27 protein-coding genes are annotated in these 25,131 nt (G+C 65.8%); 12 read left to right on the top strand and 15 right to left on the bottom strand.

The annotated features are described in order from the left end of the window. Positions 1–339: 339 nt before the first annotated feature. A complete protein-coding gene (gene rnk, locus KBW95_RS21585) occupies positions 340–747 on the top strand; it encodes a nucleoside diphosphate kinase regulator (protein WP_211523442.1) in 408 nt (135 codons plus the stop codon). Here rnk and KBW95_RS21580 read toward each other — a convergent pair. Continuing rightward, the gene (locus KBW95_RS21580) at positions 744–1,118 is read right to left on the bottom strand and encodes a hypothetical protein (protein WP_211523443.1); all 375 of its coding nucleotides are present in this window, start codon (positions 1,116–1,118) and stop codon (positions 744–746) included. The genes rnk and KBW95_RS21580 overlap by 4 nt on opposite strands. A gap of 261 nt (positions 1,119–1,379) precedes the next feature. On the opposite strand from KBW95_RS21580, the gene KBW95_RS21575 reads away from it, so the two are divergent. Together KBW95_RS21575 and gluQRS are read left to right on the top strand one after the other, a co-directional pair. After that, positions 1,380–1,871, top strand: coding sequence for a nuclear transport factor 2 family protein (locus KBW95_RS21575; RefSeq protein WP_211523444.1), 492 nt, complete (start codon positions 1,380–1,382; stop codon positions 1,869–1,871). Positions 1,872–1,921: 50 nt separating this feature from the next. Beyond that, positions 1,922–2,824 carry a tRNA glutamyl-Q(34) synthetase GluQRS gene (gluQRS, locus tag KBW95_RS21570; protein ID WP_211529313.1) on the top strand — a complete coding sequence of 301 codons (903 nt, stop codon included), beginning with the start codon at positions 1,922–1,924 and terminating at the stop codon, positions 2,822–2,824. 48 nt (positions 2,825–2,872) lie between these two features. Here gluQRS and KBW95_RS21565 read toward each other — a convergent pair whose 3' ends face one another. The 8 genes from KBW95_RS21565 to KBW95_RS24885 all read right to left on the bottom strand — a co-directional run bounded on the left by KBW95_RS21565 (position 2,873) and on the right by KBW95_RS24885 (position 8,162). Beyond that, on the bottom strand, positions 2,873–3,463 hold the full coding sequence (locus KBW95_RS21565) for a CHRD domain-containing protein (RefSeq protein ID WP_211529312.1): 591 nt from the start codon (positions 3,461–3,463) through the stop codon (positions 2,873–2,875). A 172-nt stretch (positions 3,464–3,635) separates the two neighbouring features. Beyond that, on the bottom strand, positions 3,636–4,100 hold the full coding sequence (locus tag KBW95_RS21560) for a DUF421 domain-containing protein (RefSeq protein ID WP_211523446.1): 465 nt from the start codon (positions 4,098–4,100) through the stop codon (positions 3,636–3,638). 163 nt (positions 4,101–4,263) lie between these two features. After that, positions 4,264–4,461, bottom strand: a complete 198-nt coding sequence (locus KBW95_RS21555) for an oxidoreductase-like domain-containing protein (RefSeq protein WP_211529311.1) — start codon at positions 4,459–4,461, stop codon at positions 4,264–4,266. After that, complete coding sequence (locus KBW95_RS21550) at positions 4,458–4,838, bottom strand: BlaI/MecI/CopY family transcriptional regulator (protein ID WP_211523448.1); 381 nt, start codon at positions 4,836–4,838, stop codon at positions 4,458–4,460. The genes KBW95_RS21555 and KBW95_RS21550 overlap by 4 nt, the downstream gene beginning before the upstream one ends. Before the next feature lie 52 nt (positions 4,839–4,890). Beyond that, a complete protein-coding gene (locus KBW95_RS21545; protein ID WP_211523449.1) occupies positions 4,891–5,331 on the bottom strand; it encodes a hypothetical protein in 441 nt (146 codons plus the stop codon). 149 nt (positions 5,332–5,480) lie between these two features. Further along, positions 5,481–5,981: a hypothetical protein gene (locus tag KBW95_RS21540; protein ID WP_211523450.1), complete on the bottom strand. Its 501-nt coding sequence runs from the start codon at positions 5,979–5,981 to the stop codon at positions 5,481–5,483. Next, entirely contained in the window at positions 5,953–6,612 is a 660-nt protein-coding gene (locus KBW95_RS21535; protein ID WP_211523451.1) for a response regulator, read from the bottom strand. Before KBW95_RS21535 ends, KBW95_RS21540 begins: the two co-directional genes overlap by 29 nt. After that, positions 6,609–8,162 carry an ATP-binding protein gene (locus KBW95_RS24885; RefSeq protein ID WP_211529310.1) on the bottom strand — a complete coding sequence of 518 codons (1,554 nt, stop codon included), beginning with the start codon at positions 8,160–8,162 and terminating at the stop codon, positions 6,609–6,611. Before KBW95_RS24885 ends, KBW95_RS21535 begins: the two co-directional genes overlap by 4 nt. A 270-nt stretch (positions 8,163–8,432) precedes the next feature. On the opposite strand from KBW95_RS24885, the gene KBW95_RS21525 reads away from it, so the two are divergent. Next, positions 8,433–8,822 (top strand): KGG domain-containing protein, encoded by a 390-nt coding sequence (locus tag KBW95_RS21525; protein ID WP_211529309.1) that lies wholly within the window; start codon positions 8,433–8,435, stop codon positions 8,820–8,822. A 52-nt stretch (positions 8,823–8,874) separates the two neighbouring features. Here KBW95_RS21525 and KBW95_RS21520 read toward each other — a convergent pair whose 3' ends face one another. From KBW95_RS21520 to KBW95_RS21500, 5 genes are read right to left on the bottom strand one after another with little or no spacing between them, the layout of a single operon-like run. Continuing rightward, entirely contained in the window at positions 8,875–10,221 is a 1,347-nt protein-coding gene (locus tag KBW95_RS21520) for a sulfite reductase subunit alpha (RefSeq protein ID WP_211529308.1), read from the bottom strand. After that, entirely contained in the window at positions 10,218–11,228 is a 1,011-nt protein-coding gene (locus KBW95_RS21515) for an FAD:protein FMN transferase (protein WP_211529307.1), read from the bottom strand. The genes KBW95_RS21520 and KBW95_RS21515 overlap by 4 nt, the downstream gene beginning before the upstream one ends. Positions 11,229–11,230: 2 nt before the next feature. Then, entirely contained in the window at positions 11,231–12,055 is an 825-nt protein-coding gene (locus KBW95_RS21510; RefSeq protein ID WP_211523456.1) for a DUF4198 domain-containing protein, read from the bottom strand. Positions 12,056–12,065: 10 nt separating this feature from the next. Next, positions 12,066–12,578 (bottom strand): DUF2271 domain-containing protein, encoded by a 513-nt coding sequence (locus KBW95_RS21505; protein ID WP_211523457.1) that lies wholly within the window; start codon positions 12,576–12,578, stop codon positions 12,066–12,068. Positions 12,579–12,609: 31 nt separating this feature from the next. Then, on the bottom strand, positions 12,610–13,278 hold the full coding sequence (locus KBW95_RS21500) for a PepSY-associated TM helix domain-containing protein (protein ID WP_211523458.1): 669 nt from the start codon (positions 13,276–13,278) through the stop codon (positions 12,610–12,612). A gap of 305 nt (positions 13,279–13,583) precedes the next feature. Between KBW95_RS21500 and KBW95_RS21495 the strand changes: the two genes are divergently transcribed. From KBW95_RS21495 to KBW95_RS21470, 6 genes are all read left to right on the top strand, one after another. After that, complete coding sequence (locus KBW95_RS21495) at positions 13,584–16,439, top strand: 2-oxoglutarate dehydrogenase E1 component (RefSeq protein WP_211523459.1); 2,856 nt, start codon at positions 13,584–13,586, stop codon at positions 16,437–16,439. Between the two features lie 66 nt (positions 16,440–16,505). Beyond that, positions 16,506–17,750 (top strand): 2-oxoglutarate dehydrogenase complex dihydrolipoyllysine-residue succinyltransferase, encoded by a 1,245-nt coding sequence (gene odhB, locus KBW95_RS21490; RefSeq protein ID WP_211529306.1) that lies wholly within the window; start codon positions 16,506–16,508, stop codon positions 17,748–17,750. 40 nt (positions 17,751–17,790) lie between these two features. Next, positions 17,791–18,120, top strand: a complete 330-nt coding sequence (locus KBW95_RS21485) for a PspC domain-containing protein (RefSeq protein WP_211523461.1) — start codon at positions 17,791–17,793, stop codon at positions 18,118–18,120. Positions 18,121–18,316: 196 nt separating this feature from the next. Then, positions 18,317–19,747, top strand: a complete 1,431-nt coding sequence (gene lpdA / locus KBW95_RS21480; RefSeq protein ID WP_211523462.1) for a dihydrolipoyl dehydrogenase — start codon at positions 18,317–18,319, stop codon at positions 19,745–19,747. An 84-nt stretch (positions 19,748–19,831) separates the two neighbouring features. After that, on the top strand, positions 19,832–20,932 hold the full coding sequence (gene zapE / locus KBW95_RS21475; RefSeq protein ID WP_211523463.1) for a cell division protein ZapE: 1,101 nt from the start codon (positions 19,832–19,834) through the stop codon (positions 20,930–20,932). 14 nt (positions 20,933–20,946) lie between these two features. After that, positions 20,947–21,615 carry a hypothetical protein gene (locus KBW95_RS21470; RefSeq protein ID WP_211529305.1) on the top strand — a complete coding sequence of 223 codons (669 nt, stop codon included), beginning with the start codon at positions 20,947–20,949 and terminating at the stop codon, positions 21,613–21,615. 164 nt (positions 21,616–21,779) lie between these two features. Here the strand turns inward: KBW95_RS21470 and KBW95_RS21465 are convergent, their stop codons facing one another. Then, complete coding sequence (locus tag KBW95_RS21465; RefSeq protein WP_211529304.1) at positions 21,780–22,568, bottom strand: PP2C family serine/threonine-protein phosphatase; 789 nt, start codon at positions 22,566–22,568, stop codon at positions 21,780–21,782. Between the two features lie 181 nt (positions 22,569–22,749). Here KBW95_RS21465 and KBW95_RS21460 point away from each other — a divergent pair, with 181 nt between their 5' ends. Together KBW95_RS21460 and KBW95_RS21455 are read left to right on the top strand one after the other, a co-directional pair. Continuing rightward, positions 22,750–22,950, top strand: a complete 201-nt coding sequence (locus KBW95_RS21460) for a YdcH family protein (RefSeq protein WP_211523466.1) — start codon at positions 22,750–22,752, stop codon at positions 22,948–22,950. 35 nt (positions 22,951–22,985) lie between these two features. Next, a complete protein-coding gene (locus KBW95_RS21455) occupies positions 22,986–25,067 on the top strand; it encodes an ATP-dependent DNA helicase (protein WP_373888840.1) in 2,082 nt (693 codons plus the stop codon). Positions 25,068–25,131 lie beyond the last annotated feature (64 nt).

Genomic DNA, 25,131 nt, shown 5'->3' with positions numbered 1-25,131 from the left:
GTTGTAAATAAGACGCGACAAATTGTCTCAATGTGTCTCGACCGTTGACGATCTCGTCACAAAGGCTATACTCCTCACATGACTCACGCACGCCGCCCCATGACCCGCCACGCCTTCTGTCTTATTGGCAGCGGCGCCGCAGCGCCTGTCATTCGCGCCGTGCATTCCTCCCGTAATCTCGCCTGGCTTTCCTGGGCTCGGTGAGGAAACAAGGCAGGTAAAGCCTGTCATTCGCCTTCCTCCCGAGCGACCTCCATCACATCGTCTCCGGCGCCTAGCGCGCCGGTGGATCCCTTTTGTCGATGGCCGCCAGAGAGCGGCCTCTATTTGGAGAACAACATGAAACCGTCCATCACTATCTCGTGGCTCGACCTGGAACGCCTGGAGCGCGTGCTCGACCGCCTGCCGGCCGCCCAGGCCAACGCGCGCGATGCGCTGCTCAATGAACTCGGCCGTGCCGACATGGTCGAACCCTGGGACATGCCGCCCGACGTCGTCACCATGAATTCGCGCGTGCGCTTCAGCTTCGATAACAGCGAGGAAGAGGTCACGCTGACCCTGACCTATCCGAAGGACATGACCGACAGCGGAGAACAACTGTCCGTGCTGACGCCGGTCGGTACCGCCTTGCTGGGCCTGAAGGTTGGCGACAGCATCGCCTGGAACCGCCCCGACGGCGGCCGCTTCCACATTACCGTGCGCGGCGTCGAGTACCAGCCGGAGCGCGCCGGCGAACTGCACCGCTAGAACAGGCACTTGCCCCGTGCCCGCGCCACGAACACGAAGGGCAGGGCGATGTAGCCGCTGAGGAAGAAAGTCGACTGCCGCTTCAGGCCGTCGCCGTGCAGGCAGTACGGCACCTTGGCTTCTTCAAACTGGCGCTCGAAGCTTGTCCGCGCGTCACTGCCGAACGTCGCTTTCTGCTTGTCGCGCTCCGGTTCGGACGTCTCCGCAAGGGCCGCTCGCAACGCCTCTTCGAGCGCCGGCGGACGTACTGCGGCGCGGATGTCGGCTGCGGTCGCCGTCGTCACAGGCGTAGGCGGATTCGGCGGCGCGTCGGCAAGCGCGCCCGCAACAGGCAGCATGCCCAAGGCCAGCAAGGTGATGGCATGCTTCATCAACATTTCCCTATCTGATATACGCGCCCTGGTGAGGGAAGAGCGTCGCGGCCCGGCTTTTGCCGGGTTTGCCCGGATGCGAAAGCATGCTTGGCCTCCATGCCTGGGATCGTGACCGCCGGTCGCTTCATTGCATTAATGAATGTGTCGATGTTGGCAAATGTACACCGCCGATCTCGGCAGCAGGGCCTTTGCACAATTTGTTACATTTCAATGTGTACAATGTCCGCGGTTCTTATCCCAACTGTATAAAGGACGTCCATGAAGCGCTTCCTCACTGCCTGTTTTTTGTTTCTGAGCCTGGTCGGCGCTGCCCGTGCGGAGACCAATGCCGAGCTGACCCGCCAGGTCAACGCCTTCGTCGACGAGTGGCACGACGACGCGGCCCATGCGCGCCTGGCCTATTTCGACAAGATGGCGAAGGACGGCGTGTACATCGGCACCGATCGCACGGAACTGTGGAAGCGCGACGAGTTCAAGGCCTGGGCCAAGAAGTACTTCGACCGAAAGTCCGCCTGGAGCTTCAAGGCCACGCGCCGCAACGTGTACGCATCGGCGGACGGTTCGATCATCTGGTTCGACGAGCTGCTGGACACCCCGAACATGGGCCCCTGCATGGCCAGCGGCGTGATCCGCAAGACGAACAAGGGCTTTGAAATCCTGCATTACCAGCTGTCGATGGCGGTGCCGAACGAGGTCAACGGCCAGGTCAAAAAGCTGATCGACGAAAACGCGAAGAAGACGAAGTCCTGAACCGGCGCCTGTGCTAAGGTGACCGCCTTCCGGATTTCGTTAGTCAGCAAGTGAGCAAACCCTACATCGGACGCTTCGCGCCGTCGCCCACCGGCCCGCTGCATGCGGGCTCGCTGGTGGCGGCGGTGGCCAGCTATCTCGACGCGCGCTTTCACGAGGGCGCCTGGCTGGTGCGCATCGAGGACATCGACGAGGGCCGCAGCGTGCCCGGCGCCGCCGAAGGCATCCTGGCCCTGCTCGATGCGCTGGGCATGCATGCCGACGGCGAGATCGTCTGGCAGAGCCGGCGCAAGCACCTGTATGCGGCGGCGGCTGAGCGCATTGCGCTTCACACCTATCCCTGCGGCTGCAACCGGCGCGAGATCGCCGATTCGCGCCTGGGCTTCGCGCCCGATGGGGCAGCGATCTATCCCGGCACCTGCCGCTACGGCCTGGCCGAGGGGCGCGGCATGCGCAGCCTGCGCCTGCGTGTGCCGGACGCCGGCATGGACGAGGTGAGCTTCACCGATCGCTTCGCCGGCCGCGTGACCCAGCACCTCGCACGCGACTCGGGCGACTTCGTGCTCAAGCGTGCCGACGGCTACTGGGCCTACCAATTGGCGGTGGTGGTCGACGATGCCGAGCAAGGCGTTACCGACATTGTGCGCGGCGCGGACCTGCTCGACTCCACCCCGCGCCAGATCTTCCTGCAGCGCGTGCTGGGTGTGCCGACGCCGCGCTACCTGCACGTGCCGGTGGTGCGCAACGCCAACGGCGAAAAATTATCCAAGCAGACGGGGGCCCTGGCAGTGATGGCCGGCGACGAGGCGAGTGCGGTCGCCGCGCTGCTGGAGACAGCGCGTTTCCTGGAACTCGGCATCGAGCAGGCAGAGTCGCTCGATACTTTCTGGCGCGCGGCAATCCCGGCGTGGGGGCGCTTGCTCAGGCGCCATCCGGGCGCCGAGTTCAGCTAACCGCGTCAGCTAACCGCGTCAGCTAACCGCGTCAGCTGATCGCTCCAGTCAGCCTGTGACGCCGATGCGCCGGCGCGCCATCACGCCCACGCCCAGCAGTCCGACCCCCAGCATTGCCCAGGAGCCCGGTTCGGGAACCGGCGCCGCCACGATGAAGCCGCGGATCTCGCCGCCCGGATACTGGGTGGTGTGGATGTTCAGGTAGGCCGTGTTGTCGCCCATTGCGTCGAGCAGGGCAGCGCTCGCCCCTGCCGCCGTGCCGCCGAAGGCGGTCAGGAAGGCCGGGTCATACACCGCGGGATCGGCCAGGTCGAAGGTCTGGCTGTAGTTGCCGGAGCTTGCGCCAGAGGGGAAGCCGAACAGCGGAATCGCCACGCCGGCGGTGCCCATCAGGCTGTCTGCGGTGCAGCAGTGGATGTGGGCCGCCACCGTGCCGGTCGTCAGGTCGGAGAAGGGGATATCGGCGCGCAGGATCATGCCGTCGAGCTGGAGGCTGGCGATGCTGTAGCCGGGAGAGGCGTTGGGCGGCGCCTCGCCTGGTCCGCTCGCCACGGCGCGGAAATAATCGACTGCCAGTGCGGAGGGTGCAAGTGCGAGCGTCGACGCGGCCAGCGTCAACGCGGACAAGACTTTCTTCATGGTATACCTCCTGATTAGGAAAGAAACCAACCCGCGCTCACACGGAGCGCTGGTGAAAAAAGTAGCACAGGCATACGTTCCAGGCCACACGGTACTGAAGGGCAAAGGAGAACAGGCACCCAAATCGCTGACGGAAATGGTGCCTGGAAATCGAAGCGGAAATGGGGCGTCGTTATTGGGGATTACGCATGATGGTGATTTCGCCGTCCGCTTCGAGGAAAGCACATTTCATCTCCGAACGCGGGCAGTCGTGCTCGCGCAACGCTTCCTCGATATCGCTGTCCGACAGCCGGCAATTGCGCATGACTTTTTCGAAGAAGACGCCGTCGCGACCGATCAGGACAGCATCGCCGTCGACCAGCGTAGAGATCTTCTCACTGCGCGACGTAGCGACACCGACCAGGGCATTGATGGCGACCAGGGTCGCGGCGCAGATCAGGCCGCCGACCAGCGAATTGTCGCCGCCCGACAGCGAGTTCGACACCGCTTCGGACAGCAGCATCACGACCAGCAGATCGAAAGGCGTGAACTGACCCACCGTCCGGCGTCCCGAGAGACGCACCATGATCAGCAGGAGCAGGTAGACCGCCAAACCCCGAACTATGAATTCCCACCAAGGAAGATCCATATCGAACATACGACCTCCAATGCATGAACCGTTGAGTCGATTGTAATGAATTTGCCAACAAGACGAGTTCAAGCGTGCGGGCTGAGGGAGGATCGGTCGGGAGTTTGCGTGGATGAGGGCGGGGTGCTTGCCTACGTTGAGCTGCAGTCCACATCCGGGGCGCAGGGTGGGATCAGTGCCGTGGCGCTGGTCCGGAGACTGCGTTGACGGCTTGCTCCGCGAGCGCCGCTTCGTAGGCCGCCAGTTCCTTTTCGTAACGCGCCAGCGCATCTTCGTAGAGATCGAATACGCAGGGAACGCAACCGCTGCGGCAGCAGTCTTCCAGGTCCGGCTGCACCGGCGGGACCGGAGGCTTGAGCACCGTATTCATTTCTCTCGCTTCAGCAATTCCTGGATTTCCTCGCGGTCCTTCTTGCTGACGTGGCCGCGCAGTGCGGCCAGCACCAGCTCCTTGCCGGAACCGGCAAAGGCTTTGTGGATCAGCTCCTTGATCAGGCTGGTCTGAAGGCTGTCCTGCGGCTGGGCAGGCGCATAGATATGGGCGCGGGCGCTTTCGTCGCGCTGAAGCAGGCCTTTGGCGTGCATGACTTGCAGCAGGCGCAGCACGTTGGCATAGCCCATGTCGGGCCGTGTCTCGACCGCGGCTTCATGGACCTGGCGCGCGGTGGCCGGGCCGAGCTGCCACAGCAGGCGCAGCATTTCGAGCTCGGACGGAGTCGGCTTCGGTGGGGCATCAATGGTACTCATGGATCTAGATTAAATGATCTAGACTCCAAAGTCCATGGCCCCACTCCGCCGCTCAACGCGACTTGTACAGGCTTTCCAACACAAACTGCATCCGCCCCGCCTTGCGTTCGCAAGTGCCGGTCATGGTGCCTTCCTCACCCAGAGCCCAGGTCATCTTGGTGCCCGAGGACTTGTCGGCACAAGCGGCATGGGCCTGGTCGGGAACCTTCGGCATCGGCGGCGGCTCGGGCGGCTCCGGCGGAGCGGGAATCGTCGGCATCGCCGGCGGTGGAGGCGGGGGCGGAGCAAAGCCGTCGTGATGGCCGGGCAGTGCAGGCGGCGCCGGTGGCGCGGGCGGGGCTGGCGGATCCGGTGGAGTCGGCGGCGGCGGGCACTTGATCTTGGTGCCCGGGCCGCACTTGATCCATACGTGGCCGTTGCGGGTTTCCGCCTGCTGGGCGCTGGCGCTGCCGCACAGCAGGGCGAGCAGGATCAGGGGGATGGTCGTCTTCATTATCGTTCTCCTTTCGGCTGCGGCCCGCACAGGATGCGCCAACAGCGCGGCGGGCCATGACTGCATCCTGCACGCCAAATGTGGAGAAAAAATGGAGTCGTCTTGCGTTACGCTAAGTTTTTTCAGCCTCCCCGACCTCAGGCTCCGATTCAGGGTCCCGGGGCTCCTTTCGTTCGATGTACGACGCAATGTCGCTTGCGCAAAAGGAAGCGATTTGTTCGCATGCGCAGTGCACTCAATGAAAACGAGCGAAAGCCTTCCTCATCCACGCGAAGCCGCCACCTGTCATTGGTGCCGATATAGCCAAATGAAATCTCGTGTTGGGATAGCACCTGGACGTTCTCGATGTCGCCTACTTGATCGCGCATGCAGAGTTTATCCATCGGTCTGCCGTCCGGTCCAAGCAAATAGATCCAGTGGTGGCAGCCATCGAAATAGTCGTAACTCGTCGCGAGTACCGTGCAGTTGCCCACGGCAATTTGCATGTCGAGGGCGTCTCCACTCACGAACACGGGTAATGGCCGGCCAGCCCGCACCAGCCGCCTGCGGCATGCCATTCGAATCAGAACGTTGCGTGTCTCTTGCAAGGTGTATTTGACAGAGGCTTTCAACGGCATTCCTTTATAGATCGCAGCGGTAACCCAGCCCATAGATGGAGCGGATCGCCTCCAGGCCCGGCGCAGCGGCATCGATCTTGCGCCGCAGGTTCTTGATGTGGCTGTCGATGGCGCGGTCGGTCGCGTCCAGGCTGTCGGCGCGCGCGGCGTCCAGCAGCTGGGCGCGCGACAGCACCTGCCCCGGGCGGCGCGCCAGCGCGGCCAGGATCGCGTATTCACTCGGCGTCAGGTCGAGCGCCTTGCCGTGCACCCTGACGCGGCGCGCGGCTTCGTTCACCTCCAGCACGCGCGGCGGCGGCGCGTTGCCGGCACGGCGCAGGATGGCCTTCACCCGCGCCATCAGTTCGCGCGGGCTGAAGGGCTTGCACAGGTAGTCGTCGGCGCCGCTTTCCAGGCCAAGCAGACGGTCGATCTCCTCGACGCGCGCCGTCACCATCACGATCGGCACCTCCGAGAAGGCGCGCACGGCGCGGCACAGCGCCAGGCCATCCAGGCCGGGCAGCATCAGGTCGAGCACGACCAGGGCAGGCGGAGTGGCGCGGATCGCTTCCAGCGCCAGCGCGCCGTCGCCGACAACGCGCGGCTCGTAGCCGGCCGCGCGAGCATAGTCAGCGACCAGGGCCGCCAGCTCCGGCTCGTCCTCGACGATCATCAGGGTCGTCATGCGGTCTCCTTCGATGCGAGAGGAAGGCTGAGCGTCACGCGCAGGCCGCCCAGCGGCGAGTGGGCGAAAGCGAGGCCGGCGCCTTGCGCCTCGAGCAGGCGGCGGCACAGGGCCAGGCCGAGTCCGGCGCCTCCGTGCGCGCGGCTGCGCGAAGCGTCGACGCGGTAGAAGCGCTCGGACAGGCGCGCCAGGGCCTCGTCCGGCACGCCCGGCGCGCTGTCGTCGAGCGTCAGGTGCAGGCTGCCCTGATCGGCATGGGCGTGCAGGCGGATGCTGCCGCCGGCGGCGGTGTAGCGCAGGCTGTTTTCGAACAGGTTGTCGAGCACCTGGCGCATGCGGTCGGGGTCGGCCAGTACATCGGCGCGCACTGGCGCCGGGCCGATGTCGAGCCTCAAGCCGGCGCCGGCGATGCGCTCGGCGAAGGCCTGCGCTTCATCGCCCGCCAGGCGCCACAGGTCGACGGCTTCGCGCCGGCATGCGAGTTCGCCGACGTCGGCGCGCGCCAGCGCATACAGCTCGTCGATCAGCTTGTTCAGGGACAGCACCTGGCGCAGCATCGCGTCCACGGTGTCGGGCGTGGCGCTGCGTACGCCATCCTGGATCGCCTCCAGCTGGGCGCGCAGTACGGCCAGCGGCGTGCGCAGTTCGTGCGAGGTGTCCGCCACCCACTGGCGGCGCGCCGTCTCGGCCTGCGACAGGCGCTCGGCCAGGGCGTTGAAGTGGCGCGCCAGGTCGCCCAGTTCGTCGCTGCGTTCATGCGGCAGGCGGATGCCGTAATTGCCCGCCGCAAGCTCACCGGCGCCGCGCGCCAGGCGGTCGATGGGACGACGGAAGTGGCGCGCCAGCAGCACGGCGGCCAGGGCGCTCAGCGCCACCGCCGCCGCGCCGATCATCCACAGGCTGGCGCGCAGCTCGGCCAGGAAGGCATAGGCCATGGCATCGCTGGGCTGGTGGCTGCGCGCCACGCCCAGGTAGCCGACCGTCTTGTTGTCGACCGTGATCGCGCGCCGCGCCAGCGGCAGCGTGCCCGGTACGCGTCCGGCCAGGTAGCGGCCTTGGGCGTCGAGCAGGGTCACGCGCTCGTGCAGGTCGGAGGCGAGTCCCGGCATGCCGGGCTCAGGAATGTCCGGCGGCGGAAGGGGTGGCGGAGGAGGCGCAGGCGGCGCGGGGGCCACGGGAGCGACGGGAGCCACGGGCGGCGCCGGCATGGCCACCATGTTTGCGGGCTCAGCCGGTGCGGCCGGCGCGGGCGGCGGGGGCAGGGGACGCGGTGCGCCTTGTTCGCGCGCCTCCTGGAGGCGGGCCAGCTCGTGCGCGATCCAGCGGCGGCGTCCGTCGTCTCCAGGCAGGAATCGCCAGCCGCCACGGTTGCGGTATTGCTGGGCGAGCGAGGCCGATAATTCGTCCAACCGGTCCAGTTCGATGGCCACGGCATAGTCGCCGAAACTGGCCAGGACGTTTTGCCGCAGCAAGACAACGCTGCTGGCCGCCACTGCCAGGATGGCCAGCAAGACCGACACGAACAGACGGGCGCCGATGGAAATTTTCACGTTGTCCAGGATAAATATCGTTCTGAATTGTAGTACGAGCTGACTATAACTCTGAGGTAATGATAATTGCTATGCTAAAAAGTGCGCCCGTGCGTGAAATTTGGACACATTCATTCCCAAGATGCCGACAGAGAAACCGGCGGGAGGACCGGGATGCAGTCCTACAAAAGCACCCTCCATTTTTGGTGTTCAGGCTGGGTCGGGATGACTACGATGGGTGTCCGACTTCAGCCACAGCGGCTGATCTGTTCACAATGATAGGAGGCAATCATGGCATCGAACAACCAAGGCGGCAACAACAAGCAGGGTAACCAGGGCAACCAGGGTAGCCAGCAGAGCGGCGATACCAGCAACCGCGGTTTCGCATCGATGGACCCGCAGCGCCAGCGTGAAATCGCCAGCGAAGGCGGCCGCGCCGCACACGCATCGGGCAATGCCCATGAGTTCACGTCGGAAGAGGCACGTCGTGCCGGCTCGATGAGCCACAAGAACGACAACCAGCAGTCTGGCGGCCGCGGCAGCCAGCAGAGCGGTAACCAGGGTGGCAATCAAGGCAGCAACCAGGGTGGCAACCAGGGCGGCAGGGGCACCCAGGGCGGTACCCCGGAGCAGCATGCCGAGGCTGGACGCCAAAGCCACAAGAACGACAACAAGCGCTAAGCGCGTTTGAGGTCGAAGACCGCCGGCGGGTGCCGGCGGTCTTGTTGCGTCGTTAGTAGACGTCGCGCCGGTAGCGTCCTTGCGCCACCAGTGTATCGACGTGTTCCTTGCCGAGCAGCTCGGCGAGCGCATCGTGGACGCCGCCGGCCATCCCTTGCAGGCTGCCGCAGACATAGATGGCGGCGTTGTCCGCCACCCAGGCGCGCAGCACGTCGGCCTGTTCGCGCAGCAAGTGCTGCACGTAGCGCGGGCTCTGCTGGTCGCGCGAGAAGGCAAGGTCCAGGCGCGTCAGCGCACCCTTGGCAAGCCACTGCTCCAGCTCTTCGCGGCACAAGTAGTCGTGCGCCGCATTGCGCTCGCCGAACAGCAGCCAGTTGTCGTGCACGCCCGCATCGATGCGTTCCTTGAGCAGGGCGCGCAAACCGGCCAGGCCGCTGCCGTTGCCGATCGCGATCAGCGGACGGCGCGCATTCGCGCCCAGGCGGAAGCGCTCGTGCGCGCGCATGCGCAGCCGCACGACGTCCCCGCCCGCCGCCTGTTCGCACAGCCAGCCGGAAGCCGCGCCGGCCGTGCCGTCCTCGCGCCGCTGCAGGCGCACCATCAGTTCCAGCTTTCCTTCGCCCGGGATCGAGGCCACCGAGTACTCGCGCGGATGATCGGGGTCGCCCGGCGGGCTGACCTGGGCCAGGTCGCCGGCGCGCCATTCGGGCAGTTCGCCGTCCAGCGGCATCAGGGCGAGGCGGTAGAGCGGGGCGCCTGCGCTGCCGGGATTCATCAGGCTGCGTTCGGCGATGCGCCACTCGCCATAGCCCGGCGCTTCCCAATCGGGCACGTCGCTGGTGCCGCCCAGGCGGCTGAGCTGGTGCTGCCATTCGCTCAGCGCCGCCGGCGCGCCGCGGTCGACCTCGATCCGCTCGAACAGGGGCGTGGCGCCGCGCGCCCTGAGCCAGCCGTCCAGCTGGCGGCCGAAGCCGCAGTAGTTCGCATACGTGTTGTCGCCCAGCGCCAGGACGGCATAGTGGAGCTGGGACAGGTCCCACGCCGTGCCCATGGCGTGGCTGGCGAAGCGGGCGGCGCTGTCGGGCGCATCGCCTTCGCCGTAGGTGCTGGCGATGAACAGGATGCGCTTTGCCTGGTCCAAGGCCTGCGCGTCGAGCGCGGACATGCACACGGCGCGTGCGTCCAGGCCGGAAGTCACCAGGGTCTCGGCGGTGCGGCGCGCCAGGTATTCGGCGCTGCCGGTCTGGCTCGCGTAGGCGACCAGCCAGTCGGCGGGCGCCGCGTCAGGCTGGACACGGACGGCAGCGCGGGCACGCCAGATGGCCAGGCACATGGCCAGGTAGGTGCCGGACAGCACGAGCGCGCTGCCCCAGCGCACGGGATCGATCGTCAACATCATTGGAGCAGGGACCGCCAGGCGGCGGTCGTGGTTTCAATCAGGGCGCCGCGGCCGCGCACCAGGAAGCGGGCCGCGATGGCGCGTTCGTCCGCGAAGGCGCGGCCTTCATCGGGGCCCATCACGGTCAGGGCGGTGGACAGCGCGTCCGCCGCCATGCAGCTATCGGCCACCACCGTCACCGATGCGAGCTCGTTGGCGACCGGCTGGCCGCTGCGCGGGTCGAGCGTGTGCGAAGCGCGCGTCAAGCCATGGTGGAACCAGCGCCGGTAGTCGCCCGAGGTGGCCACCGCCAGCCCATGCAGGGCGAGCACCGGCTGCTCGCCGGCCTTGCCGGCGCCGGGTACGCCTTCGATCTCGACCCACCACGGTTCGCCGTTCGGCTTCATGCCGGCGCCGCGCAGCTCGCCGCCGACTTCGGCGACGTAGTGGCGCACGCCGTGCCGTTCGAGAGAGCAGGCCAGGCGGTCGACGCCATAGCCCTTGGCCACGGACGAGAAGTCGAGGACCGCGCCACCCGGCTGCAGCAGGCGGCGTCCCTCAGCGTCGAGGACGGGGCGGCTGGCCGCGCGCCTTGCCATCAGGGCCTCGATGGCGTCCGGCGCGGGCGCATAGAAGCCTGCCTGGTCATAGCGTCCCGTCGGGCCGAAACCCCACAGGTTGACCAGGGCGCCGCCGGCCGGATCGTAGGCCCAGCCGGTGTCCTCGGCCACCTGGAGGGCGTACTTGGCCACATCGTAGAACTGCGGCGGCAGCGCATGCCAGCTGCCGGCCTCGGCGCGGTTGTAGCGCGACAGCAGGGAATCCGGTTCCCAATGGCTCATCTGGGCCACGATCTCGTCCAGCTCGCGCTGCAGGGCCTGGGCCAGTGCGGCGCCGTCGACGCCTTCCGGCAGCATCAGGCGCACCGACCAGTCGGTCCCCATCGAGGCGCCGGCCGCGCGCCGCAGCACGCTGCCGGGTGGCGGCAGCGCCATGTCGATGTCGAGCGGGACGAGGACGTCGCGCATGCTTACTGGGGGAGCACTTCCAGGGTGGCCGAGTAGCTGTAGCGGCGCGAGTCGCCTGCCGCGTCGGACGGGCCCTTCGGCTGCTCGACCGGGAACTTGGCGGTCAGCCAGTACATGTTCGGCGCCGGCAGGGTGAAGCTGGCTTCGCCCCTGGCGTCGGTCGTGAAGCGCAGTTCGCCCAGGGTGCCGCGGTACTTGACGCCGCCCGGCACCAGGCTGAACGGGAAGTTCGCCAGCGGCTTGCCGTCGAGCTGGAAGCGGAAGCGCGCGGTCTCGCCGGCATGCAGTTCGTTCGGGTGGGTCACCGGCACCAGTTCCAGCCCCTGGCCGGTCGGCTTGAGGGCGCCGGCCGAGGTCTTGTTGGCCGAGACGAAGGTTTCCAGGCGGGTGGCGGTGATGGTGGTCTTGACCTCCTGCGCACCCTGCGGGATGTCCTTGGACAGGTTGGCCTCCATGGTGCGGAAGCGCTTCACTTCGCCGTTCAGCTTGTAGCTGCCCATCGCGTTGTTGCTGACCAGGGCCAGCCGATAGGTGCCGTCCTTCGGCATGCGCAGGTCGAGGGTGCTGCGCAGCTTGCCGAGCACCGCGCCTTGCGCCGGCGCGGTGGCGCCGTCCGGATCGGTGACGGTGAGGCCGTCCATGCGCAGCGGGACGTGGTCGAAGTCGAACAGGCCTTCCGACACGGCGCCGTCGATGGTGACCCAGGCTTCTTCCTTCTCGACCAGGGTGGCGCTGGGCTTGATCCAGCCGCGGTGGGCGCTGGCCGACAGGGACAGGCCGGCCAATGCCAGGGCCAGGACGGTGTGCTTCAGGATACGGGTTTGCATGGAGGCTCCCTTATTGGACTTGGATGGACACTGCGCCGAGTTCTTCCTTGCCGGCCGCATTCGCCGCCAGCTTGCCCTTGGCCGGCCAGGCGAAGGGCACCTTGACCAGTTCGCGGCCGCCCGCTTCGCGCGCCGCTTCGATCACCAGCTTGTAGTCGCCGGCCGGGAGCTTGTCCAGGCCGTTGACGGCCGGGCCGAAGGAGAGGGTATGGGTGCCCGCCGCCTTGGTCGCGCCGCTCACGCCGTCGATCGGCAGCTTGGCGTCGCGGCCGGCCTTGCGCCACCAGGTGCGCAGGTCCTTGACCCACTTCTCGCCCGCGTTGTCCTTCTTCTTGACGTCGTACAGGACGGCCAGGTTGGACGCGACCGTCTGGTCCGCGCGCTCGATCCACACCGCCACGTAGGGCTTGTGGTACTCGGCCACGTTCAGCTGCGGCAGTTCGAACTTCACGGACAGGTCGGCGGCCATGGCCCAGCCGGAGGCCAGCGGCAGGGTCAAGACGAGCGAGTGGGACAGTTTCATCAGGGTGCCTTATATATGAAGGTGGATATATTTAATGAACGAATAGAAGAGCGAGCACGGCGGGCAGCAGGATGCCGAAGCCGATCACCGGCCAGGTCGAAGGCCGGTTGGCGGCGTGGTATTTCAGGATCAGGAAACCGGTGATGCAGAACACCAGGCAGGCGATCGCGAAGATGTCGATGAACCAGCTCCACACGGCGCCGGTGTTGCGGCCCTTGTGCATGTCGTTGAGCCAGCTGATCCAGCCGCGGTCGGTGCGTTCGTATTCCGCGCTGCCGTCGGCCGCGATGCGCAGCCAGGCGTCGCCGCCCGGACGGGGCAGGGCGACATAGGCATCTTCTTCGCTCCATTCGGCGCGCTTGCCGCGCACGTCGACCGGGAAGGCACCGTTGGCCCAGTCCGCCAGTTCGGCGGGCAGGGGCACCTCGGCGTCGGCGTGTTCCTCGGCGTAGGCGGCCAGCTGGGCGCGCAGCGGCTCGGGCAGGCTGGCCTTCAGGCGGGTGACTTGGGGCTTGGCCTCGATCTGGGCCGCGTGGTTGAGGGTGAAGCCGGTGATGCTAAAAAGCAACATCGCCATCAGGCAGAGGGCGGAGCTGATCCAGTGCCATTGATGCAATTGTTTTAACCACATGGCGCGCCGCGCCCCGGGAAGGGCGGAAGCGGGCGCTGGGGCGGAGGAAGAGGTAAGGGTCGGCTGCATTTGCAAATGATAACGATTATCATTTACGTGGTCAACGGGGCAGTATCGATTTCTCTTCCCTCATAAATAATTTCTCTCGACCTTGTCAGCCTTGCGAGAGCTGATGCGTTACAATGTCGCGGGCCACGCTGGCTGCGCTAATTGGCAACTGAGTACGCAAAAGCGTGCGCATTAGCGCCAAGAATTAAGTCCTTCCCCCACAACTTGATGTAGTAAGTGCGATCCGCTAACCGGTCAGGCCGTGTCGCGGAAGGTTAGACCAACCCGCCCCATACTCGCGAAGCGCGAAGAAAGGTGAGCAACAAATGATGCAGCAATATAACGCCAACTCATACCTGTTCGGCGGTAATGCGCCGTACGTGGAAGAGTTGTACGAGGCCTACCTGAACAACCCGGGTTCGGTGCCGGACAACTGGCGCGCCTACTTCGACCAGATGCAGCACGTGCCTGCGGTCGACGGCTCCAGCCGCCCCGACGTGGTTCACTCGTCGGTCGTCGCCTCGTTCGCGGAACGCGCCAAGCAGGGCCCGATCCGTACCGTGACCGCCACCCCCGACGTCGAAATGGGCCGCAAGCGCGTCGCCGTCACCCAGCTGATCGCCGCCTACCGCTACCTCGGCTCGCGCTGGGCCAACCTGGACCCGCTGCAGCGCCAGGAACGTCCGCCCCTGCCGGAACTCGATCCGAGCTTCTACGGCTTCAGCGATGCGGACCAGGACACCGTCTTCAACATCAGCAATACCTACTTTGGCCAGGAAACCGCCTCGCTGCGCGACATCCTGAACATGCTGCGCGACACCTACTGCCGTTCGATCGGCGCTGAGTTCATGTACATCAGCGATCCGACCGAAAAGCGCTGGCTGCAGGAGCGCCTGGAGTCGATCCGCTCGACCCCGACCTTCAGCGCCGAAAAGAAAAAGCACATCCTCGAGCGCCTGACCGCGGCCGAAGGCCTGGAACGCTACCTCCACACCAAGTACGTCGGCGCCAAGCGCTTCTCGCTGGAAGGCGGCGAATCCTTCATCGCCTCGATGGACGAACTGATCCAGCGCGCCGGTGAAAAGGGCGTCCAGGAAATCGTGATCGGCATGGCCCACCGCGGCCGCCTGAACGTCCTGGTCAACACCCTGGGCAAGAGCCCGGCCGACCTGTTCGAAGAATTCGAAGGCAAGCACGCCGACGACCTGCCGGCCGGCGACGTCAAATACCACCAGGGCTTCTCGAGCGACATCTCGACCCCGGGCGGCCCGGTCCACCTGTCGCTGGCGTTCAACCCGTCGCACCTGGAAATCGTCAACCCGGTGGTCGAAGGTTCGGTCAAGGCGCGCATGGAACGCCGCGGCGACCGCAAGGGCAAGGAAGTGCTGCCGATCCTGGTGCACGGCGACGCGGCCTTCGCCGGCCAGGGCGTGGTCATGGAAACCCTGAACCTGGCCCAGACCCGCGGCTACGGCACCGGCGGTACCGTCCACATCGTCATCAACAACCAGATCGGCTTCACCACCTCCGACCCGCGCGACGCGCGCTCGACCCTGTACTGCTCGGACGTCGTCAAGATGATCGAAGCGCCGGTGCTGCACGTCAATGCGGACGATCCGGAAGCAGTTGTTCTTGCTACTCAAATTGCCCTCGACTACCGCGTCGAGTTCGGCAAGGATGTCGTGGTCGACATCATCTGCTACCGCAAGCTGGGCCACAACGAGCAGGACACCCCGGCCCTGACCCAGCCGCTGATGTACAAGAAGATCGCCAAGCACCCGGGCACCCGCAAGCTGTACGCGGAGAAGCTGGCTGCGCAGAACACCATCGCGGCCGACGGCGGCGACCAGCTGGTGGCCGAATACCGCGCCGCCATGGACGCCGGCAAGCACACCGTGGATCCGGTGCTGACCAACTTCAAGAACAAGTACGCCGTCGACTGGGCGCCGTTCCTGAACAAGAAGTGGACCGACGCCGCCGACACCGCCGTGCCGCTGACCGAACTGAAGCGCCTGGCCGAACGCATCACCAAGGTGCCGGAAAACTTCAAGCCGCACTCGCTGGTCGAGAAGGTCCTGAACGACCGCGCCACCATGGGCAAGGGCGAGATGAACCTCGACTGGGGCATGGGTGAACACCTGGCCTACGCTTCGTTGCTGTCCTCGGGCTACGCCGTCCGCCTGTCGGGCCAGGACGCCGGCCGCGGCACCTTCGTGCACCGCCACGCCGTGCTGCACGACCAGAACCGCGAGCGCTGGGACCAGGGCATCTACCTGCCGCTGGCCAACGTCTCGGACAACCAGGCGCACTTCACCGTGATCGACTCGGTGCTGTCGGAAGAAGCGGTGCTCGGCTTCGAGTACGGCTACTCGACCGCCGAACCGAACACCCTGACCATCTGGGAAGCCCAGTTCGGCGACTTCGTCAACGGCGCCCAGGTCGTCATCGACCAGTTCATCGCCTCGGGCGAAGTGAAGTGGGGCCGCGCATCCGGCCTGACCATGATGCTCCCGCACGGCTACGAAGGCCAGGGCCCGGAACACTCGTCGGCCCGTATCGAGCGCTTCCTGCAGCTGTGCGCCGACAACAATATGCAAGTGGTGCAGCCGACCACGGCCGCCCAGATCTTCCACCTGCTGCGCCGCCAGATGGTGCGCCAGTTCCGCAAGCCGCTGGTGATCTTCACGCCGAAGTCGCTGCTGCGTAACAAGGACGCCGGCTCGCCGCTGACCGACCTGGCCAAGGGCGGTTTCCAGACCGTGATCGGCGAAGTGGACGAGAAGATCGAAGCGTCGAAGGTCAAGCGCGTGATCGTTTGCTCGGGCAAGGTCTACTACGACCTGGTCAACACCCGCAAGGCGCGCAACGCCGGCGACGTGGCGATCGTCCGTATCGAGCAGATGTATCCGTTCCCGCACAAGTCGTTCGCCGCCGAACTGAAGAAGTTCAGCAACGCGACCGAAGTGGTGTGGGCGCAGGATGAACCGCAGAACCAGGGTCCGTGGTTCCAGATCCAGCACAACATCTTCGAAAGCATGGAAGAAGGCCAGCGCCTGGCGTATGCCGGCCGCGCAGCCTCGGCGTCTCCTGCGGTCGGCTATGCCGACAAGCACGTGGCGCAGCAGAAGGAACTGCTGGAAACCGCGTTCGCGAAGTTGAAGGGCTTCATCCTGACGAAGTAAAAACACCACTGCCCCGGGTTCGCGCCCGGGGTCTTTGCACAGAATACATAACGGAGTTAAAACAACATGGCACAAATCGAAGTCAAGGTCCCCCAACTGTCGGAATCGGTTGCAGAAGCGACCCTGCTGTCCTGGCACAAGAAAGTCGGCGAATCCGTTTCGCGCGACGAGAACATGATCGACATCGAGACCGACAAGGTGGTCCTGGAACTGCCGGCCCCGAGCGCCGGCGTGATCACGCAGCTGATCAAGGCCGACGGCGCGACCGTCGTGTCGGGTGAAGTCATCGCGATCATCGATACCGAAGCCTCGGCCCAGGTGAGCCCGCTGCAGGTGAGCGCCGTCCCGTCGGCCGCCCCGAACGCGCCGATCCAGGCTGCAGCGCCTGCTGCCGACCAGTCGAAGGCAGGCGTGGCCATGCCGGCCGCCGCCAAGATCCTGGCTGACAACAACATGAGCGCCGCCGGCGTCGAAGGTTCGGGCCGCGACGGCCGCGTGACCAAGGGCGACGCCCTGGCCGCAGTCGCCAACAAGCCTGCTGCTGCTCCTGCTCCGGCCGCCAAGCCGGCCCTGGCGCAAGTCGCCGCACCGGCCCCGGCCAACCTGAGCGACCGTCCGGAAGAGCGCGTGCCGATGAGCCGCCTGCGCGCCCGCATCGCCGAGCGCCTGCTGCAGTCGCAACAGACCAACGCCATCCTGACCACCTTCAACGAAGTGAACATGGCTCCGGTCATGGAACTGCGTAACAAGTACAAGGACAAGTTCGAGAAAGAGCACGGCGTCAAGCTGGGCTTCATGTCCTTCTTCGTCAAGGCCGCTGTGGCCGCGCTGAAGAAGTACCCGATCCTGAACGCGTCGGTCGACGGCAACGACATCATCTACCACGGCTACTTCGACATCGGTATCGCTGTCGGTTCGCCGCGTGGCCTGGTGGTGCCGATCCTGCGCAACGCCGACCAGATGTCGATCGCCGAAATCGAGAAGAAGATCGGTGAATTCGGCCAGAAGGCCAAGGACGGCAAGCTGACCCTGGACGACCTGTCGGGCGGTACCTTCTCGATCTCGAACGGCGGTGTGTTCGGCTCGATGCTGTCGACCCCGATCATCAACCCGCCGCAGTCGGCGATCCTGGGCGTGCACGCGACCAAGGACCGCGCTGTCGTGGAGAACGGCCAGATCGTGGTCCGTCCGATGAACTACCTGGCGATGTCCTACGACCACCGCATCATCGACGGCCGCGAAGCCGTGCTGGGCCTGGTGGCCATGAAGGACGCGCTGGAAGATCCGGCCCGCCTGCTGCTGGACCTGTAATCGGCAAGCGCGCCGCCTGAAACGCTGTTTGGAGAACGACATGAACCTGTCCGACGAAATCAAACGGCTGCACGAGCTGCACCAGGCCGGCGCGCTGACCGACGCCGAATTCGAACAAGCCAAGGCCAGGGTGCTCTCGAGCACCCCGTCCGTGAACCTGAACAAGGGGAACGGCTCGCTGTCCGACGAACTGAGCGGCCTGCGCCGCTCGCGCGTGGACCGCTGGCTGGGCGGGGTGTGCGGAGGGCTGGGCGTTGCCTCGGGAGTGGACTCCTGGGTGTGGCGGCTGGTGTTCGTGCTGTTCACCGTCACGTTCGGATTCGGCGCGGTGGTCTACCTGCTGTTGTGGATTTTTGTTCCCGAAGAATAATCAGTTCGATCCAGGACGTCACCGACGTCGTTAGCTTTCGAACGTCATTCCCGCGAAGGCGGGAACCTAAGTTCGTCGCGCTGCTACTGGCGTGACGCGTCGGCATTGAGCACGCAAACTTGGGTCCCCGCCTTCGCGGGGATGACGGTTGAGGCCGCGGGTGACTGGACGCGGATCGAACCAACAAGGATAAATAATGAGCGATAAACAATTTGACGTCGTCGTGATCGGCGGCGGTCCTGGCGGCTACGTGGCTGCCATCCGTGCAGCGCAACTGGGCTTCAAAGTGGCCTGCATCGACGAATGGAGCAACGCCGCCGGCAAGCCTGCCCCGGGCGGCACCTGCACCAACGTCGGCTGCATCCCGTCGAAGGCCCTGCTGCAATCGTCGGAAAACTTCGAGCACGCCGGCCACGCCTTCGCCGACCACGGCATCAAGGTCTCGGGCCTGGAAATCGACCTGGCCCAGATGCTCAAGCGCAAAGACGGCATCGTCAAGCAGAACAACGACGGCATCATCTACCTGTTCAAGAAGAACAAGGTCACCTTCTTCCACGGCCGCGGCGCCTTCGCCGGCAAGGCTGAAGGCGGCTACACCATCAACGTCAGCGGCCCGACCACCGACGTCTTGAGCGCCAAGAACGTGATCGTCGCCACCGGCTCGAACGCACGTGAACTGCCGGGCGCAGCCTTCGACGAGAAGCTGATCCTGTCGAACACCGGCGCACTGGCGATCGACGCCGTCCCGGGCAAGCTGGGCGTGATCGGCGCCGGCGTGATCGGCCTGGAAATGGGCAGCGTGTGGCGCCGCCTGGGCGCGGACGTGACCGTGCTCGAAGGCCTGCCGACCTTCCTGGGCGCCGTGGACGAGCAGATCGCCAAGGAAGCGCACAAGCTGTTCACCAAGCAGGGCCTGAAGATCAGCCTGGGCTGCAAGATCGGCGCGATCACCAAGGGCGACAACAAGGTCACCGTGGAATACGCCGACAACACCGGCGCCGCGCAGACCGCCGAGTTCGACCGCCTGATCATCTCGATCGGCCGCGTGCCGAACACCATCGGCCTGGGTATCGAGACCGTCGGCCTGCAGCTCGACGAGCGCGGTTTCGTGGTCGTGGACGACGAGTGCCGCACCAGCCTGCCGGGCGTGTGGGCGGTCGGCGACGTGGTGCGCGGCCCGATGCTGGCGCACAAGGCCGAGGAAGAGGGCGTCGCGGTTGCCGAGCGCATCGCCGGCCAGCACGGCCACGTCAACTTCAACACCATTCCGTGGGTGATCTACACCTCGCCGGAAATCGCGTGGGTGGGCCGTACCGAGCAGCAGCTGAAAGCGGACGGCGTGGCCTACAAGGCCGGCAGCTTCCCGTTCATGGCCAACGGCCGTGCGCGCGCGCTGGGCGACACCTCGGGCATGGTCAAGTTCCTGGCCGACGCCACCACCGACGAGATCCTGGGCGTCCACATGGTCGGCCCGATGGTCTCGGAGCTGATCTCGGAAGCCGTGGTCGCAATGGAGTTCAAGGCCTCGTCGGAAGACATCGCCCGTATCTGCCACGCACACCCGTCGCTGTCGGAGTCGACCAAGGAAGCCGCGCTGGCGGTGGACAAGCGTTCGCTCAACTTCTAAGCAGTCCCGTGGCGGCGCTCGCGCCGCCGCACACACATGGGGTGGGCGGTGTACCGTCCACCCCATGTTTTTACAGCACCGTCTATGAACGTCCAAGAGTATTACCAGCACGCCCTCAACGAGCGCGGCTTCAAGTCCGATCCGGCCCAGCAGGCCGCGGTCGACCGCCTGCAGCAGGCGTACGACGACTGGGTCCATTACAAGGCCCAGCGGTCGTCCGCTTTCAAGCGCCTCATCAACCGCCCCGACGTGCCGCGCGGCGTGTACATGTGGGGCGGGGTGGGGCGCGGCAAGTCCTTCCTGATGGACTCCTTCTACTCGGTGGTGCCGGTGGTGCGCAAGACGCGCCTGCACTTCCACGAGTTCATGCGCTCGGTGCACCACCAGCTCGACCAGCTCAAGGGCGTGGCCGACCCGCTCGACGAAGTCGCCAAGCGCGTGGCCAAGAAATACCGTTTGATCTGCTTCGACGAATTCCACGTCTCGGACATCGCCGACGCGATGATCCTGTATAACCTGCTCAAGGCCTTGTTCGACAACGGCGTGAGCTTCGTGATGACCTCGAACTACGAGCCGTCGACCTTGTATCCGGACGGCCTGCACCGCGACCGCATGCTGCCGACCATCGCGCTGCTGAAAGACAAACTCGATGTCCTCAACGTCGACGCCGGCAACGACTACCGCAAGCGCGCGCTGGAGCAGGTCGAGGCCTATTACACGCCGCTGAACGCCGCCTCCGACCACGCGCTGCGCGAAGCCTTCGCCAAGATCGCCGACACCGCCGAGGACCCGCACCCAGTGGTGCGTATCGAGAACCGCGAGATCCGCGCGCTGCGCCGCGCCGGCGGCGTGATCTGGTTCGACTTCGCCACCCTGTGCGGCGGCCCGCGCTCGCAGAACGACTACCTGGAGCTGGCCAGCCAGTTCCACACCGTGATCCTGTCGGGCATTCCCGCGATGTCGGCGGGCCAGGCCTCGGAAGCGCGCCGCTTCACCTGGCTGATCGACGTGTTCTACGACCACAAGGTCAAGCTGATCATGTCGGCCGCCGTCGAGCCGGAAGAGCTCTACACCCAGGGCCAGCTGGCGAACGAGTTCCACCGCACGGTATCGCGTATCATCGAGATGCAGTCGCGCGAGTACATGCTGGCCGAGCGCCGCGGCGCGGCCGACGCCATCGCCTGACCGAAAGGAGATCCATGACGAATCCATTTGCAGTACGCATCACCGCGGCGCTGCTGGCCGGCCTGCTGGCGGCCTGCGCCACGACCGACCCGGCGCCGATGACCCTGGCGACCGAGCCGACCACGTCCGTGGCCCAGGCCGACGAACGCCTGGCGGCGGTGGCGAAGGAGCGCGCGGCCATCGAGGCGCGCTATGCCGAGCGCGAGGCGGTCTGCTATGAAAAATTCTTCGTCAACAAATGCCTGGACGAGGCGCAGGAGCGGCGCCGCAATGCGCTGTCGGCGCAGCGCGCGATCGAGATCGAGGCCGAGCGTTACAAGCGCCGGCTGAAGGTCGAGGAACGCGACCGCGCCATGGCGAAGGCCGAGGCCGAGTACCAGGCCCAGGAAGCCGCCCTGGCCGCCCAGCCGCCGGCGCCGCCGCGCGAACCGGCCGCCTTGCCGCCGCCGCGTCCGCGTGCCGCGGGCGAGCGCCAGAAGCAGCGCGAACGCGACGATGCCGAGAGCCTGACCGCGGCCGAGCGTGCGGAGAATGTGAAGGATTTCGCGGAGCGCAAGCGCAAGTCGGAAGAGCGCCAGAAGGAAGTGGCGCGCCGCATGGCGGAGCGTGAGGCGAAGGCCGCGAAGAGGGCGGCGGAAGAGGCGAAGGCGAAGGCGGATGCTGCTGCGGCGGCTGGGAAGTGATCGTTTTGCGTTAGTGGTGTGCTACGGACTTGGGTCCCCGCCTTCGCGGGGATGACGTTGTTTGGCGGCGCGCGAAGGCTGCAGCGGGTGACTTCGGCTACGTACGTTTGAACGTCATCCCCGCGAAGGCGGGGACCCAAGTTTGGACGCGCTCCGTTAGCCCCTCAAACCACCCGCTTCACCACCCCAGCCCCATCCTGCGCCGGCTTGACCAGCTTGATGATCGCCATCGTGCAATTCCCACCCTTGCCCTGCGAGCGCTCCATCGCCTTCTCGATCAGCATCTCCGACGCCTGACGCGGCGTCGCCTTGGCCGTCACCGCCGCCAGCTCGGCATCGGTAAAGAAGTGCCACAGCCCATCCGAGCACAGCAGGAACGAATCCCCGGCCGCCAGCCCGGTATGGCTGCCGAAGGTCAGGAACGGTTCCTTGCGCTCGTTCCCCAGCACATTGAGCAGCAATTTCGACTTGCGGTGGTTGCGCGCCGCATCCTCCGGCAAGCCGTCGGCCTGCAGGTGCTCAATATAGGCCGCATCGTTGGTACGCGCCAGGCACTTGCCGTTTTCAAAGCGGTACAGGCGCGAATCGCCCACGTGGGCCCAGACGGCCTCGCCGTGCGGCGTCAGGACGAGGCCCACGAAACTCGCATGGATCTCGGTCCTGGTGGTCACCGCATTCATCTTGATGACCAGGTGCGATTCGCTGATGATGTCCTGAAGCACCTGCCCGAGCCGCTCCAGGCTGGGGTGGTCGCCCGGCTTGAATTCGTCGAACACCTGGCGCGCCGTATGCAGCACCTGGTCGGCCCCGGCCGAAGTGGCGATCCCGTCCGACAGCACGGCCAGTACGTAGCCGGGCGCACGTGCGCCGGTCATGAGGGCAGTGCGGTCGTTTTGCTGCGGGCGGTTCCCGATGTGTTGCGCGGTCCCCGCTTCGATCTTGTATGAAGTCATAAACTCGTGTTTTCCGTAGCGCTTACACCAATCTTTGTTGGCGGCAACCTCAGCGTAGATTAAACTATGCACTGAGAAGACCGAATGTTGCAAGCCGTAAAGGCCAAGCGACACACTGCACCGCCTTCAGCGGACCGAATTCCCGTAACGCATAACACCAGAACTGTTTGGAACAGACATCATGATCGACGTCCAGGACATCCAGCGCCGCATTATTGAACTCGACGTGGAACACCGCGACCTCGACGCTGTCATATCCATGCTGACGGCCGACGGCCACACCGACCAATTACAGCTGCGACGCCTGAAAAAGCGCAAACTGCAGCTCAAAGACCATATTACGCTGCTGAAGATGCAGCTGGTGCCCGATATCCCGGCCTGAGGCGCTTCCCGCCCGGCCACACCGAACACGACATTTTGACCGATCATCTCCCAGTTCCCGGCGCAGCCGAAGAACCGGTCGCGACGCCATTGCATGACGCGGGCGCCGACGCCGCTTCGCAAGCCAGCGCCCCGGCCGGAAAGTACGACGCCGACATCGACCGCCTGTTCGGAGCGGGCGGCCCGCTCGCGCCTGCCGTCGGCACCTTCAAGCCACGCCAGTCCCAGACCGAGATGGCCAAGGCCATCGCCCAGGCGATCGCCGACCAGCAAGTCCTGATGGCCGAGGCCGGCACCGGCACGGGCAAGACCTTCGCCTACCTGGTGCCGGCGCTGCTGTGGGGCGGCAAGACCATCATCTCGACCGGCACCAAGAACCTGCAAGACCAGTTGTTCCTGCGCGACATCCCGACCGTGCGCTCCGCACTGCGCGCGCCGGTATCGGTGGCCCTGCTCAAGGGCCGCGCCAACTATGTCTGCCATTACAACCTGGAGCGTACGCTGCAGAACGGCCGCCTGACCTCGCGCGACGACGTCGGCCACCTGCGCGAGATCTCGCGCTTCATCAAGATGACCAATTCGGGCGACAAGGCCGAGCTGGCCAAGGTGCCGGAAAACGCCACCATCTGGAACCTGGTCACCTCGACCCGCGACAACTGCGTGGGCGCGGAGTGCCAGTACTACCAGGACTGCTTCGTGATGAAGGCGCGCAGGGAAGCCCAGCAAGCGGATGTGGTCGTGGTCAACCACCACCTGTTCTTCGCCGACGTGGCCCTGAAGGACACCGGCGTGGCCGAGCTGCTGCCGTCCGCGAATACCGTGATCTTCGACGAGGCGCACCAGCTGCCGGACACCGCGACCCTGTTCTTCGGCCAGTCGGTGTCGACCTCGCAAGTGCTGGAACTGTGCCGCGACGTGCTGGCCGAAGGCCTGGCGCATGCGCGCGGCGGCCCGGACTGGGCCAAGGTCGTCACCGTCGTCGAAAAAGCCGCGCGCGATCTGCGCCTGGCGTTCGGCGGCGACAACAACATGCGCCTGTCGCTGCCGCAGATCCTGCCGGCTTCGCAATTCTTCCCGGCCCTCGAGACGCTCAAGGAAGAGTTGTCCGGCATGATCACGGTGCTGGAAGAGAACGCCGCGCGCGCCGAGACCATCGAAGCCTGCCGCGTGCGCGCGCTGGAGCTGAGCGCCGCCTATGACGCCTGGAAGCCGGACCTGAAAGCGGCCGCGGCCGAGCAGTGCGTGCTGTGGGTCGAGGCCTTCTCGTCCTCGCTGCAGCTGCACAAGACGCCGCTGTCGATCGCGCCGATCTTCTCCAGCCAGCGCGAAGGCACGCCGCGCAGCTGGATCTTCACCTCCGCGACCCTGGCGGTGAAGAACGACTTCCGCCATTTCTCCGACCAGCTGGGGTTGACCGGGGAACCGGCCAAGACCTGGCCGAGCCCGTTCAACTACGGCGACCAGGGCATCCTGTACGTGCCGACCGGGCTGCCGGAGCCGAATTCGATGGGCTATACCGATGCAGTGGTCGACTGCGCGCTGCCGGTGATCGAGGCGGCGGGCGGGCGCACCTTCTTCCTGTGCACGACGATCCGCGCAGTCAACCGCGTGGCCGAGCGCCTGCGCGCCGAGTTCGCCGAGCGCGGGCTGGACTTCCCGCTCTTCGTGCAGGGCGAGCGCGGGCGTACCGAACTGCTGGATTCCTTCCGCAATGCGGGCAACGCCGTGCTGGTGGGCAGCCAGAGTTTCTGGGAAGGCGTGGACGTGCGCGGCGATGCGCTGTCGCTGGTGATCATCGACAAGCTGCCGTTCGCACCGCCGGATGATCCGGTGCTGGCTGCGCGCATCGAGGTGATGGAAAAGCAGGGGATGAATGGCTTTGTTCATCACCAGTTGCCGGAGGCGATCATCACGCTCAAGCAGGGCGCCGGGCGATTGATTCGCGACGTGGAGGACCGGGGCGTGCTGATGATTTGCGATCCGCGCCTGATCACCAAGCCGTATGGCCGGCGCATCTGGCAGAGTTTGCCGCCGTTCCGCCGTACGCGGGTGCAGGCGGATGTGATTGGGTTCTTCGAGGGGACGTCGGAGCCGGCTGAGGGCGGCGGAGCCGCCTGAACCACATACGCTAGCCCGTCGTTGCCGGGCGCCCCGGGCCCGGGCGGCCGGGTTTAGGGGGGGG

Origin of the sequence: Massilia sp. ZL223 (assembly GCF_018119395.1) — a bacterium.
Taxonomy (GTDB): domain Bacteria; phylum Pseudomonadota; class Gammaproteobacteria; order Burkholderiales; family Burkholderiaceae_D; genus Telluria.
Note: the sequence above shows the minus strand (reverse complement) of the source record. Positions and strands in the feature narration are given on the sequence as shown.